The organism is Amycolatopsis sp. FBCC-B4732, assembly GCF_023008405.1.
Taxonomy (GTDB): Bacteria; Actinomycetota; Actinomycetes; order Mycobacteriales; family Pseudonocardiaceae; genus Amycolatopsis; species Amycolatopsis pretoriensis_A.
The window spans coordinates 1,238,257-1,254,333 of record NZ_CP095376.1 but is presented as its reverse complement, the minus strand read 5'-3'; the positions used below and the strand labels follow the sequence as shown (position 1 = coordinate 1,254,333).

Sequence of the window (16,077 nt, the reverse complement as noted above, 5' to 3'; positions counted from 1 at the left end):
GTCTACCTCCGGGGTCGCGAGTGGGTTCGATCGTCGTCCGACCGCCGGCCGGCCGGCCGCTCACTAGCCGGATCTTCGACCAGGAACGCCGTGAGGTCCTGCGGTGAGGCGTGCAGGAAGACGTGCCGGGGCCGGACTTCCACACCCAGCGTGTCGTAGATCCGGCCGACGATCTGCAGCACGTGGAGCGACGTACCGCCGTTCTCGAACAGATCGGCGGTCGCGTCGAGGTGGTCGTTGCGCAGGACCTCTCGCCAGATGGTGGTCAAGGCGGCGACGTGGTCCGCAGCGTGGGGACTTCGGGGCATCGGAACGGGTACCTTCCTCGGCGCAGGGTCAGCTTCGGGCAGCGTGGTGGCTCAGGTGTCAAGGCCCGTCTCCCCATCCGGCGAGCACCCGTTCGAGCTTGTCCACGCCTTCGCACAGGCGGTGGACCGGAACCCCGGTGGGGAAGAGGATGTGTCCCGGCTCCGGCGGTGCGTAGCCGGACGAGGTCGTGAGCACGAGCTGGTGCTCGATCCGCGCGTACTTGGCCAGCGAGTCGACGTCGCGGACGCCGAGATCCAGCCACAGCCGGCTGCCACCCCCCGGGAGGGGCACGTCCAAGATCCGGTGCCCCGCCACGCGGGCCTGGTACGCGGCGCGGCCGTTCCGGACCTCGGCTGTCACCGCGTCGTTGCCCTCGCCCAGGACGCGCACCGCCGCCAGCTGGTCACTGAGACTCACCCGGTTCGCGGCCCACCCGGGCTGGTGTGCCAGGCCGTCGACGACCGCCTCGTGTGCGACGATCCACCCGACACGGTCGCCTGTCCCGCCGTAGTTCTCCGCCAGCGAGTTGACGACGACGACGTTCGAGGCCGAAACGGCGAGATCGACCGGCGTCGGGCAGCTGTCCGCCGTGAACCGGAACGCGTCCAACCTGGCGTCGTACACGAGAACCACGTCATGCGAAGCGGCGAACCCTGCGAGCATCGACAGGTAGCCGGCCGTGGCCACCGCTCCGGTGGGGTCATCGGGCAAGCTCAGGTAGATCACCGCCCGGTCCCCGCAGGCGCGGTGCAGGACGAACCAGTCATCTTCCTCGTACGCCAGTGGCAGCGCCTTCACGGCGAATCCCGCGGAAGCCATCGATTTCCGGATCCGGAGCGGCACCGGAGCCCCGCAGACGGCCTTCCGGTAGCCGCGGGCGGAACAATGACGCAAGGCGGCGCCGACCGCGTTCGCGCTTCCCTCGGTGACCGCCACGTTCGCTTTGCCGACGAAGGCGCTCTTCGACACCGCTCGTTCCCGACCGACGATCGCCTCGCGCAACTCGGGAATGCCGAGCGGGGAAACGCTTCCGAGAGCGACTCGGCGTTGCCGTGCGGAAGGTCCGTCCCCGGCCGATGCATCCGGAACACACGGCACCATGCGTTCTCCTCCCCGTCAAACAGGACGCTATCCGGCAACGCACCCCGCCCGTACTGACATCAGTCAGGAGCAGCGCGCGGCCCTGGCTGGAAAAGTCCTGTGTGTCGCAGCCGCGGCCACCTTTACGATCGGGGGAAGGAATGTTGTCATCGTGAGCAACGGTTCCTGGTCAGCCAAGGCGAAGCTGTTTCGCGCGGCACACGACGGCAAGCCGTTGCTCCTGGCGAACGCCTGGGACGCGGCCAGTGCGGTCGTCGTGGCCGCCACCGGCGCGAAGGCCATCGCGACCAGCAGCGCCGGCGTGGCGTGGAGCCAGGGTTACCGCGACGGCGAGCGGATACCGGCCGCCGAGATGGCGGCTGCCGTTCGGCGGATCACGCGGGTCGTCGACCTGCCGGTGACCGCCGACATCGAAGCCGGTTACGGTCCCGATCCGGCCGACGTGGCCGCGACCGTGACGGCGATCATCCACGCCGGCGCGGTGGGCGTCAACCTGGAGGACTCACGGCGGCCCGGTGGACCGCTCTTCGACGTCGCAGCGCAGTGTGCCCGCATCAGGGCGGCGAAAGACGCGGCGGCAGCAGCGGGCTGCCCGGAGCTCTTCGTCAACGCACGCACCGACGGATACCTGTTCGCGATCGGCGATCCGGCCGGGCGGCTGGACGAGGTGCTGTGCCGGGCCGAGGCCTACGCCGACGCGGGCGCAGACGGGCTCTTCGTCCCGTGGCTGTTCGACCTGGACACGTTGAAGAGGATCAGTACGACCACGCCCCTGCCGGTCAACGCCGGGATCATGCCGGGCGGCCCCACGGTCGCCGAGCTGGCTGGCGCCGGCGTACGGAGGATCAGCCTCGGCAGCTGGCTCGCGCAGACCGCGATGGCGGTCACCATGGCCACGGCGAGCGACGCCCTGCAGCGGGGCACCTTCGACCGCGTCGCCGAAGGGCTGGCATTCGACGCGATGAACTCCCTTCTTCCCGCGGAACCGGCGAACGGAGAAAGGCCGACATGTTGATCTTGGCCATGAAGGAAGGGCACGACGGCGGCGTCGCCGCGATCGAGGACGGCAAGCTGCTGTTCTCGCTCGAGGCGGAGAAGGACAACTTCCCGCGGTACGACCGGCTGACCGCCGACGTGGTCACCCGAGCCGTCGGCGCACTGGACCGGGTTCCGGACGTCGTAGCGCTCGGCGGGTGGATGAAAGGCTTCTCCTTGGCCGATCCGCCGTCACGGACGGGATACTTCGGAGTCGGCGAAGGCTCGACCTCCGATGCGGCGGGCCGGATCTTCGGCAAGCAGATCCGGCACTTCTCCTCGACCCACGAACGGTCGCACATCTACGCCTCTCTCGGGATGGCACCGGCGGCTCCTGGCAAGGAGTACTACGCGCTGGTCTGGGAAGGCCACATCGGATCGTTCTACCGCGTGGACGCCAAGGGCGAAGCCACCCACCTCAAGGAGGTGATGAGCGACCCGGGCAGCAAGTACGCGTTCCTGTTCGCGCTCGCCGATCCGGCGCACCCCGGCGGTGCTGTCTTCCGCTTCGGCGACGCCGGCAAGCAGATGGCGCTGACCGGCTTCGCCGAAGACGTGCCGCTCACCGGGCGAGAGCTGAAGACGATCGAGTTCATCCTGGCCCAGAACCGGGTCTTTTCGTCGCTGCCCAAGGAAGCCATGTCGTGGTCTCCCGTACATGACAAGGGTGTCGAGTCGCAGGAGTACCGGAACCTCGCCAAGCGGCACTCCGATGCGATCTTTTCCGCTTTCCACGACTACGCCGAGAAGAACCTCACCGAAGGTCTGCCGCTGCTGGTCTCCGGCGGCTGCGGGCTCAACTGCGACTGGAACCGGATGTGGCGGGAGAGCGACCTGTTCGAATCGGTGTTCGTCCCGCCGTGCCCGAACGACAGCGGCTCCGCTCTTGGCACCGCCATCGACGCCCAATGGTTCTACACCGGTCAGGCCACGATCGACTGGACGGTCTACGCGGGCGAGGAATTCGTCGAAGACGTCCAGCCTGACCCGTCGGCCTACGCCGTGCGTCCGCTGGTCGCCGCGGACGTCGCCGAACACCTCGAACGCGGCCACATCATCGGCTGGGCCCGCGGTCGCTACGAAATGGGGCCCCGTGCGCTGGGCAACCGGTCCATCTTGGCCGCACCCTTCACGGAGGACACCACGGTCCGGCTCAACCGGATCAAGCGCCGCGAAGGATACCGTCCGATCGCCCCGATCGTGCTGGAGTCCGATGCGCCCCGGTGGTTCGCCGGATCGGTCGTGGACCCGTACATGCTCTACTTCAACCACGTCACGTCCGACCGGCTCAAGGCGGTCACCCACGTCGACGGCACCGCGCGGACCCAGACGGTCACGCGTGAGCAAAACCCCGGCATCGCGGACCTGCTCGAGGCCTTCCGCGACCGCACCGGCTTCAGCGTCCTGTGCAACACCTCGCTGAACAACAACGGACGAGGCTTCATCAACCGCACCAGCGACCTCATCGCCTACGGCGAGAAGCACGGCTTGGACGGCTACGTGATCAATGGCAGCTTCGTCACGCCGCGCACGGCGGTCCGCCGCGGCTGAGACGGATGCCGGGGACGGCAGCGGGCACGAGAGGAGCTGCGGTCATGCCCGGGGCAGGACGCAGAACTCGTTGCCTTCGGGATCGGCCAGGACGGTCCACGGGCACTCCGGGTCGTCCACCAGCAGGCGGGCGCCGAGGCCGACCAGGCGGCGGACTTCGTCGGCCAGGCTGCCCTCGGCCGGCGCCATGTCGAGGTGCAGCCGGTTCTTCCCCGATTTGGCGTCGGGCACAGGCTGGAAGAGCAGCACCGGCTCCCGGTCGCCGCCGACCTCGATGTATTCGACGCCCTTGGCGTCGGTGAACCGCCTGATCTTCGCGTAGCCGAGTACCCGGCACCAGAATTCGGACAATGATTCGGCGTCCACGCAGTCGATCGTCACCGTGAGAATCACGCTGGTCATGACTTGCCTCCGTCCCCGCTCCGCTCCGGCGCCACCGGTCCTCGCTCCCGCAGGAGCCGGCCGGCGGCGCCGGAGAAGCGGTCAAGCGACTGGTTTGACCGCTTCGGCCAGCAGGTAGTAGCCGAGGTGGTTGAAGGGCGGCACGTCGGACAGCGCCCGTTCCAGCGTCCGGACGAATCCCCGTACCCGGACGTCGGCGAGGACTTCGTCCGCCAGCCACGCGCTGACCGGGCTGTTGCCTTTCAGGTGCGTCACCGCCATCCCTGCCCCGGCGAAGAGCGCGGCCAAGTCGTGCGGCGCGAAGCTGTACCACGACGCGGTGTGCTCGGTGCCGTTACCGGTACCGGTGAAGATCAGTTTCTTGTCCTGCACGTCCGTGATGTCCACCGAGGCGAACCGGTCGCCGGTGAACATTCGCTCGAAAACCGCATTCTTCACACACAGCACCATGCGGCCACCCGGCTTCAAGACCCGGTGCACCTCGCGGAACACCCTCGGCCGGTCCGGGATCGGGATGTGCATCAGGGCCAGCATGCTGGTCACGACGTCGAAGCAGGCGTCGGGGAACGGCAGGTCGGCCATGTCCCCTTCCCGCAGGTCCGCCCGCAGCCCCCGCTCCCCCAGCTTGGCGCGGGCCACCGCGAGCATGCCGGGCGACAGGTCCAACCCGGTCACGACCGCGCCGGATTCGGCCAGGGGAATGGTGAACCGTCCGGTCCCGCAGCCCAGATCGAGGACTTCATCACCCGCGTGCGTCTTCGACAGCAGGAATTCGGACTCGGACTCGGTGAAGATGTGGTCCGTGGGCCCCTCGCCCGGGATCCGCCGGTCGTACTCCGCCGCGATGTCGTCGTAGATCTCGCGAATCTGGTCCTTCTCCTGTTCGGGGACGCGGTCCTGCAAGGTCCTGATCGATTCGAACTGAGCGGTCATCTTCGGGCTTCCTTCCCCATCGGTTGGGTACAGCGCTGCGACAGCAGTTCTCACCCCAGGTACTCGAACAGGAACGAGTCGTAGAATTTCGCGTCCGGTGACGCTACGGTTCCGGCCGCCCGCCAGCCGGCTCGCGCCTCCGCGGCCGCGGCCGCCACCGGCCGCGACTGGGCTTCACCGTCCTCGTCTTCCGGTTGTCCCCGGCCTGTGAAGCACAGGAGGACGTCGCGGGGGCACTGCCGGATCGAACTCTCGATGCGCTCGAGAACGGTCGATGACACCTCGGCGGAGAAGGGTTCGTAGAAGAAGAAAAACCCTGCGTCGCCGGGGACGTCGAACTGCGCGGCATCGGCGTTCACCACTTCGATCCGGTCGTACCCGCCGTGGACATGTGACATGGTGTGCACGTTGTCCCGCGCGATGTCGCACAGCGTCTCCGACGCCTCGACTCCGACGATCCGGCGGAAGGGGAATTCCGCGGCCAGCAGCAGGACCCGTCCCTTGCCGCACCCGACGTCGACGAACGTGACTTCTTCGTGCACGAGACCACAGGAAGCGAGCACGTTCCGCACCGTGCGAACGGGCGCCGGCGCGTACCGGGCGTTCCGCCCGATCGGCATCAGGTCCGCTTCGGGTAGCTCCCAGAGCTCGACCGGCGTCCCGGTGTCCACGCCGTGAACCCGATCGAATGGCGTCTCCCGGTCCATCCGTTCGAGCCGGGCGTCGAACGATCGACGGTACTCCAGAGCCCGCAGCAGCTTCGCCCGGTGATCACCGTCCTGCATCACGGCTCGCCTCCCGGGTGGCGACTTCCGTCGACAGCGGCGGCGAGGTCGGCCAGGACCGGATTGCTCACGACGTCGAGCAGCGACACCCGTTTGCCCAGTCTGACGACGAGCTGGATGGCCGACAGGGAGCTGCCTCCTCTGCGGAAGAAGTCGTCGTTGCGGCCGATGTTCGACAGCGGCAGGCCGAGGAGCTCCGCCCAGAGCTGTGCCAGCATCAGCTCGGATTCTGTTCGCGGTGCCGCACCCTCCTCCCTGGCCGGGCCGGCGACATCCGCCTGGTCCACCAGGGCGGCTTTGTCGATCTTCGAGTTGTCGGTCAACGGCATGACCGGCAGGCGGCGCAGGTGCGCGGGAATCATGTACCCGGGCAGCGTCCCGGCCAGGGCTGATCGAAGATCCGCGGCCGCGACGGGGTGCGCTGCCGTGTAGTACCCGACCAATCCCGTGTCGGGATCTGCGCCGCGCTTGACGACCACCGCGGCGTCGCGCACGCCACTGACGCGGAGCATCGCGTTCTCGATTTCACCGAGCTCCACGCGCATACCGCGGATCTTGATCTGCTCGTCGCGGCGGCCGAGGAATTCGAGCACCCCGTCCGGGCACCACCGCCCGTAGTCGCCGGTCCGGTAGATCCGCACCGGTGGATCGGTCCGGCTGTACGAGAAGGCCCTTGCCGTGCGCTTTTCGTCGTTGACGTAGCCCCGGCCGACGCACACACCGGCAAAGGCGATTTCTCCCGGCGCCCCCAGAGGCAGTACCTGGGCACGGTCGTCGATGATCAGCACACGCACGTTGCGCACGGGCTTGCCGACCGGCACCGACGTCGAGGCGGGGGGCTCCACCATCGTGTGGTGCGTGGTGTCGTCCGACGCCTCGGTCGCCCCGTACGCGTTCGTCAACGGGATGGAACACAGCGCGAACCACCGCTCCACGAGCTCCTTCTTCAGGACTTCCCCCGTGACCACCACGTGCCGCACGGTAGGCAGCCGGTGTGCCGGCTCCAGCTCTGCCAGTCGCGTCGTGAGCAGTTCCAGGTAGGACGGGACGACCTGCAGCACCGTCGCCCCCGCCTTCCCGGCTTCGGTGATGAAGGCATCGATGTCCCGGACCTGCCCGGCGGGGACGATCATCGTCGCCGCGCCGACGAGCAGCGGGGCGATCGCTTGCCACAACGAGATGTCGAACGTGGCCGGCGCACTCTGCACCAGGAGGTCCTCGGCGGTGATGTCGAGGTGTTCCAGCTTCGCCACGAGGTGGTTCATCACCCCGGCGTGCTCGCACATCGCTCCCTTCGGCGCGCCGGTGGAGCCGGAGGTGAAGTAGATGTACGCCAACTGCGACGCCACCACATCGACGTCCGGGGTGCCCTCGTTCGATTCCTGCAGCGCCGTGCGGATGTTCAGCACTCGTGCGGCGCTGAAGGCCGGTTCGCCGGTCCCGCCCCCGCCGTCCTCGGCAGGCTCGCCAGTCAGCAGGATCTGCGCTTCGGCCTGCTCCAGAACGACTTTCGCCCGCTCTGCCGGCCAACCGGGATCCACCGGGAGGTAGGCACCGCCTGCCCGCAGCACCCCGATGATGGCCGCGACCCACTCGACAGACCTCGGCAGGCTTACCGCGACGACGCCTTCGGCACTGAGACCGTGCCGCAGCAGAGAGTGCGCGATCCGGTTCGCCAGCCGGTCGAGCTCCAGGTAGGAGCATGCCCGGTCACCGTCCTTGACGGCCGGTGCGTCCGGAGTCTTTGCGCACTGCGCCGAAAACGCGCGGTGGAACGGCTCCGGAGGGAGATCGGCCGCCGGTCCGGAGAGCTCCCGCATCTGCAGTTCGAGTTCTTCCGGCGAAACGAGGACGTGGTCGCCGTGATCCGCAGCGACATCGTGGACGATGGCTTCGAGCGCACGGCAGAAATAGCCTCCGCGACGCACGGCGCTCACTTCGCTGCAGCAGTCCGGGCGGTACTTCATCCGGAGTGCCGGCGCGCCGCCGACCTCGACGAGACTCCACAGCGAGACCAGTCCGGAGTGGTCGATGTCCGGCCCCGAAGGGCCTGTCCAGCCGGAGAGGTCCAACGCCGTTTCGTATCCCGCACCGGTTTCGCCCGGCAGGGTACCCGCCGGAAGGCGATCGGCCGGGCGCTGTCTGGCCTCGTGCGACAGCTTCAGCAGATCGAGCCAGGAGCCGTCCTCGACGGTCAATCGAAGCAGCCGTGCCCGTTCATGCGCCGCCGACCGGAACCCCGCGGACACCGCCCGCTCCCCCGTGAGGACCGAGGTCACCTTGGCGTACGCGGCTACCAGCAGGTCGAGCTGATCGCCGACGGCCGGAACCGCGCGAAGGATCCCCGCCGGTATCGGCACCTCGTACGTATTCCACGCGGTTTCGGGCGAGTTGGCCATGGCCGCCTTCCGCTCGACTTCGACGACATCGTCCGGTGGGATTGACCGGCTTCAGCAGGATTGTCGATCCACGCGGCGGACCGTACTGACACCGGTCAGGAGCGGCGCGCCGACCGAGGGGGCAGCTGGCGCCGATTGGCCGAAGCCCGATCAGGTGTGGAACAATCAATCGTCGTGACGTCCTCGCCAAGCACCCACGCCGTCGCGGTTTCCCGTGTCTTCCGGACTGACAGTGAGTGAACAGCCCGCGGGGCGAATCGACGCCGCTCTTCTGCCCGAAGGCCTCGTCGCGCTCATTGATGCCCTCGGCTCCGGCGAAGATCTGCTCATCACCCGAAACGGGGAACCGATCGCGACCATTTCCAGCGCGCGCGGCGCGTTCGGCGCCGAGACCGCCGACACCCTCGGCCGGCACCACTCGACGGCCGAAGGCTCGCCGGCCGGCGAAGACGTGACTGTGGTGGCTACCGCGATGAAGCTGTCGGAGTCGGCCCGGTCGTCGTTGTCGGACAAGCTCGGGCCCGACTACATCGTGCTGGACATGAAGTCGGCCCCGAAGAGCGTCGACGTACTGTTGGTGCCGCCGATCAGCCCCCAGCTGATCGGAAGCTTCCGGGCCATGTTCCCGAAAGCCCGGGTGATCATCACGGAGATCGAAGACAGTGAACTCGGCGTGAGCTACCAGGGTCCGGTTCGCCGCCTGCTCAACGCCGGCGCCGATTCCTACCTGCCACCGAGCACCATCCCCCGCCTCGCCGAGCACCTGGACCGCACGGTCACCCACCTGAACCAACTCACCGGCGACGCCGTGCCACCGTTGACCATCGAGTCCCCGCACGTGGAGAACGGGTGAACTGTGCCGGCCGACGCTGCTGTGACCTCGATCCCGGTGTGACACCGGTACCAGCGGCCGACCTGGGGTTCCGTCCTCAAGCAGTGTGGATTCCCACTCTCGGGACGACCACGTCGTCTCGAGACGCCACCGGTGTGACGGGCGGCGAAAGGAGGCTGAGGTGTTCCTCTCGCACGAGGTCGTAGCGCAATGCGAAGGAAACAAGCGCCTCACGCTTCGAGTGCATGCGCCCGTTGGCGGAGTACATCGCCCACTGCTCGACCCGCAGCTTCCGTTCGCGGAGGTAGTCGATGTGGTAGTTCACGCTGCTGCGGTTCGCCTCCTTGAAGCGGTCGTTCTGCCGGAGCCGATCGACGACCTCCTGGACGGAGGGCACCGCTGCCATGGAGGAACCGCGCAGCCGCGGTTCACAGAGCGCGACCAGCACCAGGAAGTACTTGCTGGTCTCGTCCAGCTGGAACGGCGATGACTCGGGCAGGTCGACGACCCCCGCTTCGTGAACCACTTCCGGCGGCCTGCCGAAGACCGTGACCGCGATCAGCCCGGCCCACGACGGGATGAGAACGCGCGACATCTCGAACGGGATCACCATCCGGCGGCGTCGCGAAGTGACTTTGACGAGTTCGGCGCCCCCCTCGAGATTCTCGATCGCGAAGGTCGTGGTGGAGGTGAAGTTCGAGATGTGCAAGTTGCCCGACACGATTTCGAAGGCCCCGACACTGCGTGCCGGGCGCGGGTCGAAAGCCCCGGACCGGCTCGAGATGCCGAAGCACATCTGCTGTCCTGGAAAGAGATGCGCCGACTCGTAGGTGCCGGGATCCCGATGGCTCTTGTCGGGATTCGACCACATCACGACCACAGTGTCGTCTTCACGGGCAGTACCCATGCGTAATCCTCCCCTCGCCTTGAGCGCCCGGCCTCAGCCTGAAGGTGTCCGAGCACGCCCACCCAGCGCCGACCCGAGCCGGGTTCGCACAGCGCGCCGGCTGACGGCACTGGCGTCTGAAGCCCCGAACGTCGTTCTCGTGGACCGCGCCCACCCCTCATGGCGCCCACACGGTGTCTGACCTAACTCATTTCAAGACCATCCGCGATACGACTCTAAGTCAGTTTGGCGACTTCCGGCCACCACGCGATTCGATCTACCCCCATCAGACCAACGTTGCGACGGTCGGTAGCCGGCAACGAGCCAGTCGGGCTAACTGCGATGGCAAGCGCCCGCGTCACGCCGCCCCACATCGGTTAGAGTTGTCGAAGGCAGCCGCAGGAGATGCAAGGGGACTGAGCCATGTCCGCTCCGTCGAAGGCCGGGACCAGCTCGAGCCGGCACCCCACCCTCGCGGCCAAGCTCGACTACCTGTTCACCACGGTTTTGCGCGAAGTCACGGACAAGGAGCACGCTCGGGCCGTCGCCGCCGCCGGCGGCGACCACACGATCGAGCGAGCGCTGCGGCCGTGGACCTACGCTGAGGTGGCCACCGCGGTCGGCAGCACGCCGGAGTACATCGGCTACCTGCGCCGGGGGGAGAAGGACAACCCCACCATCAAGGTGCTGCGAAAGCTGGCGACGGTGTTCGGGGTCCCAGTCTCCTACCTGGCCGAGGACGACACGGACCCGGTGGCCGAGGTCGACCAGCGGGTGGCCGCGACCCACGCCGGCCAGGGCGACCAGACCCTGGCCGACCGGCTCAACGCCTGTTTCGATGCGGTGCGCCCCGGCGGCGGCGACCAGGAGTACACCGACGTCGAGGTCGCCGAGGCCATCGACTGCGCTCCGGAGGACCTCCAAGGCCTGCGTGCGGGTGCCGACGTCGACATCGGCATCCGTTCGTTGCGAAAGCTGGCCGCGTTGTTCGGCGTCACGGTCTCCTACCTCGTCGACGGCACGGCCGCCGAGCGCGTCAACCCGCGACTGGCCGTGCTGCGCGACTTGCGGGAGGCCGGCGTGCTTCAGCTCGCGCTGGAACTGGCCAAGGTCAAGACCTTCGCCGGCCGCGAGGCGATGGCCCAGATGGTTCAGGCCTTCCTCCAGGTCGAGACGGCGAAGCGCGACGGCGGGGCGAAGCCGGCGACCGAGGGGTAGCGCTCCGCCGCCGGTGCCGGTTCGCGGGCTCGCTGAGCCGGCGCATCGAATGCGGACCGGCACCGCGCCGGGCACGGCCACCACGCATTCACGGCCGCAGCTGCGTGACTGCTCGCCATCGCCGGTGAGCGGCGGTGCGAAAAGGCGATGTTCCCCGGTCCCGATGAGCGGAACCACCCGGTCCCGGCAGCCACCGCCGTGCACCGGCACCGATTCAGGTGACATTGCCCGCTGACGTCTCCTCGTCGCCGGCTCCCAGCACCAGCTGCGCAGCCGTGAGCAGCCAGGCCAACGGTTCCGGTGCTCGCTGGTACCCGTCGGTTCCGGCCACGACGACGAACCACTCGCCATTCAGTTGCGCGACCGCGGGAACCATGTTTTCCGACCCGAGTGCCCGGGTCCAGGGCCGGGCCCGACCTGCTTCGATGTGGGCAGTCATGTCCGCGCGGCTGATGATCATCGTTGCGATCCCCTCGATTTCGTACCTGTCCACCGGGCGTGCGGCTACGACGGCTCGACGCGGGCGAGCACGCACGGCGACGACAGGGTTCCCGAGGAGACCATTGCTTCCAAGGTGCCGCAAAAAGGCGCGCAGCGAGTTGACGTGGGCCGGCCCCGGTCATCCAGGCCGCGAATCGCGCCCGGCCGCGGCCTTTTCCGGCTCTCCGGCCCGGCCGTGTTGCTCGCTTTTCCGTGTCCTGACGACGACTTCTGTGCCGCAACACTGCCCCTTTCGGCTCACCGTCGAGCATTCGGCGCCACGGCCGACGGTGAGAGATGCTGCCTCAGGCCGTCCTCGTTCTGTCCTCGCTCCCTTTGCGAATCTTGGTATTGTTGTCATGATCAGGTACGTCCAAGGGAGGGGACGCTGTGCGATTTGGCGTGCTGGGACCTCTGGAGGTGACAGATGGTGACCGGCGACTGCCGCTCGGCGGGCCGAAGCAGCAGAAAGTCCTCGCTGCTCTCCTGTTGGCCCATGGCCACGTCGTTCCGATCGAAACCCTCGTCGACGTGGTGTGGGAGTCCGAACCTCCTCCCAGCGCCGAGAAGCAGGTCCGCAACGCCGTTTCAAACCTTCGGGGAGCCCTTGGGGGCAACGGGCACGTCATCGAATACGCGTCGAGGGGTTACGTCCTGGCCGCCGGCACACTGGACGCAATCGACTTCACAAGCCGCCTCCAACTGGCACGGGAAATGCGAAAAACATCGCGAATGGCGGACGCAGTCGACGAATTTCGTAGCGCGTTGGGCATGTGGCGGGGCGCCGTGCTGGCCGGGCTCGAGTGCCCGGCCCTGGCTCCGCAGATCACCGGGCTCCAGGAACAACGGCTTGCCGCCTACGAAGAGTGCGTGGCGCTCGAGCTGGAGCTGGGCCGGCACCGTCAGCTCACGGACGAGCTGACACGGTGGGCGGAAGAGCATCCGCTCCGGGAACGGCTCGCCGCTCAATTGATGGTCGCGTGGCACCGGTCGGGTACACCCGCCCAGGCCCTGCTCGCCTACAAGCGCATCGAGAACGCGCTGGGTGAGCAGCTCGGAATCGCTCCAGGCCCCGAGCTGAAACGCCTGCGAGAACAGGTCACCAACACGCCTTCCGCACCTGCCGCCGAACAATGGACGCCTCGCAACGACCTGCCTCGCGACATCAGCTACTTCACCGGCCGGCGGCCCGCGCTCGAACGAATCCTGTCGGTCTCCGCGAGAACCGCGGGCGGTACCGTGGTGATCTCCGCGATCGACGGGATGGCCGGCGTCGGCAAGACAACACTCGCGGTGCACGTGGCACACCGGCTCGCCGGGAGGTTCCCCGACGCTCAGCTCTTCGTGGACCTGAACGCGCACACCCCCGGCCGGACGCCCATGTCGCCGTCAGCGGCCCTGGAGAAGTTGTTGCGGGCGCTCGGGTTGGGCACCGAGGTCATCCCACCCGAACTCGAAGACCGGTCGGCGCTTTGGCGGGCCCAGCTGGCCCGCCGGCGCGTCCTCGTCGTCCTGGACAACGCGGCCGACACCGCCCAGATCAAGCCCCTGCTCCCGGGATCGACGCAGAGCCTGGCCCTGGTCACCAGCAGGCATCGGCTCACCAATCTCGACGCCAACCTCGTCTCGCTCGACGTGATGCCCCTCGCCGATGCGCGTGAACTGTTCGTGAAGGTCGTCGGCGACGACCGGCCACTCGCCGATCCCGGCGCCACCGAAGAGGTACTGAGGCTGTGCGGTTGCCTTCCTCTGGCGATCCGGATCGCCGGAGCCCGGCTACGCCATCGAACGGCGTGGACCACTTCTTTCATGGCTGCGCGGCTGCGCGACGACCACCGGCGGCTCGAGGAACTCGAAACCGGCGACCTCAGTGTCGCGGCCGCCTTTTCGCTGTCCTACGAGCAACTTCCCGACGACGAGAAGCATGCCTTTCGCATGGCCGGAGTGGCTCCCGGTGCCGACGTCGAACCGCACGCGGTGGCCGCGCTGACCGGTTGCGCCCCGGAGGAGGCGGAGAGGAAGCTCGAGAACCTCGTCGACGCGCACCTCCTTCAGCAGACAATCCCGGCCCGGTACCGGTTCCACGATCTGATCCGGGCGCACGCGGCCAAGCTGTCGGCTGCCGCCGACAGTGAAGCGGGCCGCCGCGCGGCCCTCACTCGATTGTTCGACTACTACCTTTCCACAGCGTCGAAGGCGATGGACTCGGTCGCGCCGACCGACGGGGCACACCGTCCGACACTCCCCGAACGCGCAGCCGCGACTGCAGACGTCTCGGACTACGACCGTGCGCTCGGCTGGCTCAACGCCGAACGCTCGAATCTGGTCGCGATGTCGGAATTCTCCGCCTCGCACGGCTGGCCGGCTCACGCATCCCTGCTTTCGTCGACCGTGTGGCGGTATTTTCACATCTCCGGCAACCACGACGAGGCTCTGGTCGTGCACACGAACGCACTCGCCGCGGCGTTGTCTCTCGGCAACGTCCTCTTCGAAGCGGACGCACTGGCCAGCCGCGGATACATCCGCTGGTTCCTCGGTCAATATCAACAAGCACTCGCCGACTGCCAAGCGGCCGTTCGCATCGCGGCCGACGAGGGTGACCGCAGTCTCGAGGGCCGCGCACTGCACGCACTGGGCCTGGTCCACACGAGACTCGGTTCGAACGAAGAAGCCGCAGACGTCCTGCTTCGCACCCTCGCCGCCGGCCGGGAAACCGGCGATCACGACCTCGAGGGATATGCGCTGCGAGGTCTCGGCGAAATCTACTTCAATCGCAGCGAGTACGCGGACGCCATCACCAGCTACGAGGAAGCCGTGTCGGTCGCGCGACGAGCGGGAAACGAAACGATCGAGGGCTACGCACTCCGCGCTCTCGGCGAAATCTTTTCCAACATCAACGAGCACCGCAAGGCCTTCAAGCATTGCGTGCGAGCGTTGGAGTTGGCGCGCCGGACCAGGAACAGAAACATCGAAAACCGAGCGCTTCGCACGCTCGGTGAGATCCATCGCCGCCTTGGCGAACCCGAGAAATCCTGCCAGAGGTACGAAGAAGCTCTTCACCTCGCGAAAGAGACCGGAAACCGCTACGAAGAAGCACGCGCACACGAGGGGGTCGGCGACGCCCGCATCGAGTACGCTGATGCACGTTCGGCAACCGTTCACTGGCAACAGGCGTTGGAACTCTACGGCCAGCTGGGCGTCCCCGAGATCGATCGAGTACGAGAACGCCTGGATGCCCACCACAGCCCTGTGAGGTGAACGAGATGCCCACGATATCGACAGCGGAATCGGTCACGCTGCTGCGGGCAGCAGGGGCCCTTCAGCCGGAGCGGGAACTGCGCAATCCCGACTTGCTCGCATCCCGGGTCCTGCCGTGGTGGCCACCTCTGCCTGCTTTGATCAAGGTTCCCGGGATACGTTTGCTGATCAGCCGGGCCATCCGGAAGAAGCACGCCGCGGGGATGTGGTACGAGGTGATTCGGACGAAATACATGGACGACGTGTTGTCCGCCTCGACAGCGGCCGGCGCGTCTCAGGTCGTCCTCCTCGGTGCCGGCTTCGACAGCCGCGTCCACCGCCTGCGGAAGGCGCTCGGGACTGCGTCGGTCTTCGAGGTGGATCAGCCGCACATGTCCGCGCGCAAGCAGGAGTGCGTCCGCACCCTGCCCGAGCACGGCGTCCGGTACGTGACCGTCGATCTCGAGAAAGAAGATCTGGACGGAGTTCTGCAATCGGCCGGCTTCGACCAGACCCTCAGGACCGTCGTGCTGTGGTCAGGCGTGACGCCGTACCTGCGGGCGGAGAGCGTCGAAACAACATTGCGCTGGTTCGCGCGGCTGGCGCCCGGAAGTTCTCTGGTCTTCGACTACTGCTGGCAGGAAATCCTGGACGGCACGGCCGTCATCCCCGAGGCTCAGGCCATCCTCCGGCAGGTAGCCGCGCGCGGCGAGCCGTGGCGCTGGGGCATCCGGCGAGGCCGCGCCGAAGAACTGCTCGCCGCGCACCGGCTGCACCTGGTCGAAGACCTGGAAGCCGCCGCGGCCCAACGCCGATACTTGACACGTCCCGACGGGTCGGTCCAAGGACCGATCTGGTTTTTCGGCGGCTTCGTCCATGCCCAGGTGCCCCGGTCACGTCACTGAGTCT

At 67.6% G+C, this 16,077-nt stretch carries 14 protein-coding genes; 6 read left to right on the top strand and 8 right to left on the bottom strand.

Going from position 1 to position 16,077, the window contains the following annotated elements; genetic code table 11:
• Positions 1 to 2: 2 nt before the first annotated feature.
• Both MUY14_RS05040 and MUY14_RS05035 read right to left on the bottom strand, forming a co-directional pair.
• Positions 3 to 308: an acyl carrier protein gene (locus MUY14_RS05040; RefSeq protein WP_247021285.1), complete on the bottom strand. Its 306-nt coding sequence runs from the start codon at positions 306 to 308 to the stop codon at positions 3 to 5.
• 58 nt (positions 309 to 366) lie between these two features.
• Positions 367 to 1,410, bottom strand: a complete 1,044-nt coding sequence (locus MUY14_RS05035) for an aminotransferase class I/II-fold pyridoxal phosphate-dependent enzyme (protein WP_247021283.1) — start codon at positions 1,408 to 1,410, stop codon at positions 367 to 369.
• Between the two features lie 151 nt (positions 1,411 to 1,561).
• Between MUY14_RS05035 and MUY14_RS05030 the strand changes: the two genes are divergently transcribed.
• Together MUY14_RS05030 and MUY14_RS05025 are read left to right on the top strand one after the other, a co-directional pair.
• A complete protein-coding gene (locus tag MUY14_RS05030; protein WP_247021281.1) occupies positions 1,562 to 2,425 on the top strand; it encodes an isocitrate lyase/phosphoenolpyruvate mutase family protein in 864 nt (287 codons plus the stop codon).
• Complete coding sequence (locus MUY14_RS05025; RefSeq protein ID WP_247021279.1) at positions 2,419 to 3,996, top strand: carbamoyltransferase C-terminal domain-containing protein; 1,578 nt, start codon at positions 2,419 to 2,421, stop codon at positions 3,994 to 3,996. Before MUY14_RS05030 ends, MUY14_RS05025 begins: the two co-directional genes overlap by 7 nt.
• Positions 3,997 to 4,038: 42 nt before the next feature.
• On the opposite strand, the gene MUY14_RS05020 is transcribed toward MUY14_RS05025, so the two are convergent.
• The 4 genes from MUY14_RS05020 to MUY14_RS05005 all read right to left on the bottom strand — a co-directional run bounded on the left by MUY14_RS05020 (position 4,039) and on the right by MUY14_RS05005 (position 8,515).
• Complete coding sequence (locus MUY14_RS05020; protein WP_247021276.1) at positions 4,039 to 4,398, bottom strand: VOC family protein; 360 nt, start codon at positions 4,396 to 4,398, stop codon at positions 4,039 to 4,041.
• Between the two features lie 81 nt (positions 4,399 to 4,479).
• On the bottom strand, positions 4,480 to 5,331 hold the full coding sequence (locus MUY14_RS05015) for a class I SAM-dependent methyltransferase (protein WP_247021274.1): 852 nt from the start codon (positions 5,329 to 5,331) through the stop codon (positions 4,480 to 4,482).
• A 50-nt stretch (positions 5,332 to 5,381) separates the two neighbouring features.
• Complete coding sequence (locus MUY14_RS05010) at positions 5,382 to 6,116, bottom strand: class I SAM-dependent methyltransferase (RefSeq protein WP_247021272.1); 735 nt, start codon at positions 6,114 to 6,116, stop codon at positions 5,382 to 5,384.
• A complete protein-coding gene (locus tag MUY14_RS05005) occupies positions 6,116 to 8,515 on the bottom strand; it encodes a non-ribosomal peptide synthetase (RefSeq protein ID WP_247021269.1) in 2,400 nt (799 codons plus the stop codon). The genes MUY14_RS05010 and MUY14_RS05005 overlap by 1 nt, the downstream gene beginning before the upstream one ends.
• 232 nt (positions 8,516 to 8,747) lie before the next feature.
• Between MUY14_RS05005 and MUY14_RS05000 the strand changes: the two genes are divergently transcribed.
• A complete protein-coding gene (locus MUY14_RS05000) occupies positions 8,748 to 9,368 on the top strand; it encodes a hypothetical protein (protein WP_247021267.1) in 621 nt (206 codons plus the stop codon).
• Between the two features lie 76 nt (positions 9,369 to 9,444).
• Here MUY14_RS05000 and MUY14_RS04995 read toward each other — a convergent pair whose 3' ends face one another.
• Positions 9,445 to 10,254, bottom strand: a complete 810-nt coding sequence (locus MUY14_RS04995; protein WP_247021265.1) for a hypothetical protein — start codon at positions 10,252 to 10,254, stop codon at positions 9,445 to 9,447.
• 402 nt (positions 10,255 to 10,656) lie between these two features.
• Here MUY14_RS04995 and MUY14_RS04990 point away from each other — a divergent pair, with 402 nt between their 5' ends.
• Complete coding sequence (locus MUY14_RS04990; RefSeq protein ID WP_247021263.1) at positions 10,657 to 11,451, top strand: helix-turn-helix domain-containing protein; 795 nt, start codon at positions 10,657 to 10,659, stop codon at positions 11,449 to 11,451.
• 214 nt (positions 11,452 to 11,665) lie between these two features.
• Here MUY14_RS04990 and MUY14_RS04985 read toward each other — a convergent pair whose 3' ends face one another.
• The gene (locus MUY14_RS04985; protein ID WP_247021261.1) at positions 11,666 to 11,944 is read right to left on the bottom strand and encodes a hypothetical protein; all 279 of its coding nucleotides are present in this window, start codon (positions 11,942 to 11,944) and stop codon (positions 11,666 to 11,668) included.
• A 377-nt stretch (positions 11,945 to 12,321) separates the two neighbouring features.
• Between MUY14_RS04985 and MUY14_RS04980 the strand changes: the two genes are divergently transcribed.
• Positions 12,322 to 15,189 (top strand): BTAD domain-containing putative transcriptional regulator, encoded by a 2,868-nt coding sequence (locus MUY14_RS04980; protein ID WP_247021259.1) that lies wholly within the window; start codon positions 12,322 to 12,324, stop codon positions 15,187 to 15,189.
• Between the two features lie 5 nt (positions 15,190 to 15,194).
• The gene (locus tag MUY14_RS04975; RefSeq protein ID WP_247025057.1) at positions 15,195 to 16,073 is read left to right on the top strand and encodes an SAM-dependent methyltransferase; all 879 of its coding nucleotides are present in this window, start codon (positions 15,195 to 15,197) and stop codon (positions 16,071 to 16,073) included.
• The last annotated feature ends 4 nt before the right edge of the window (positions 16,074 to 16,077 follow it).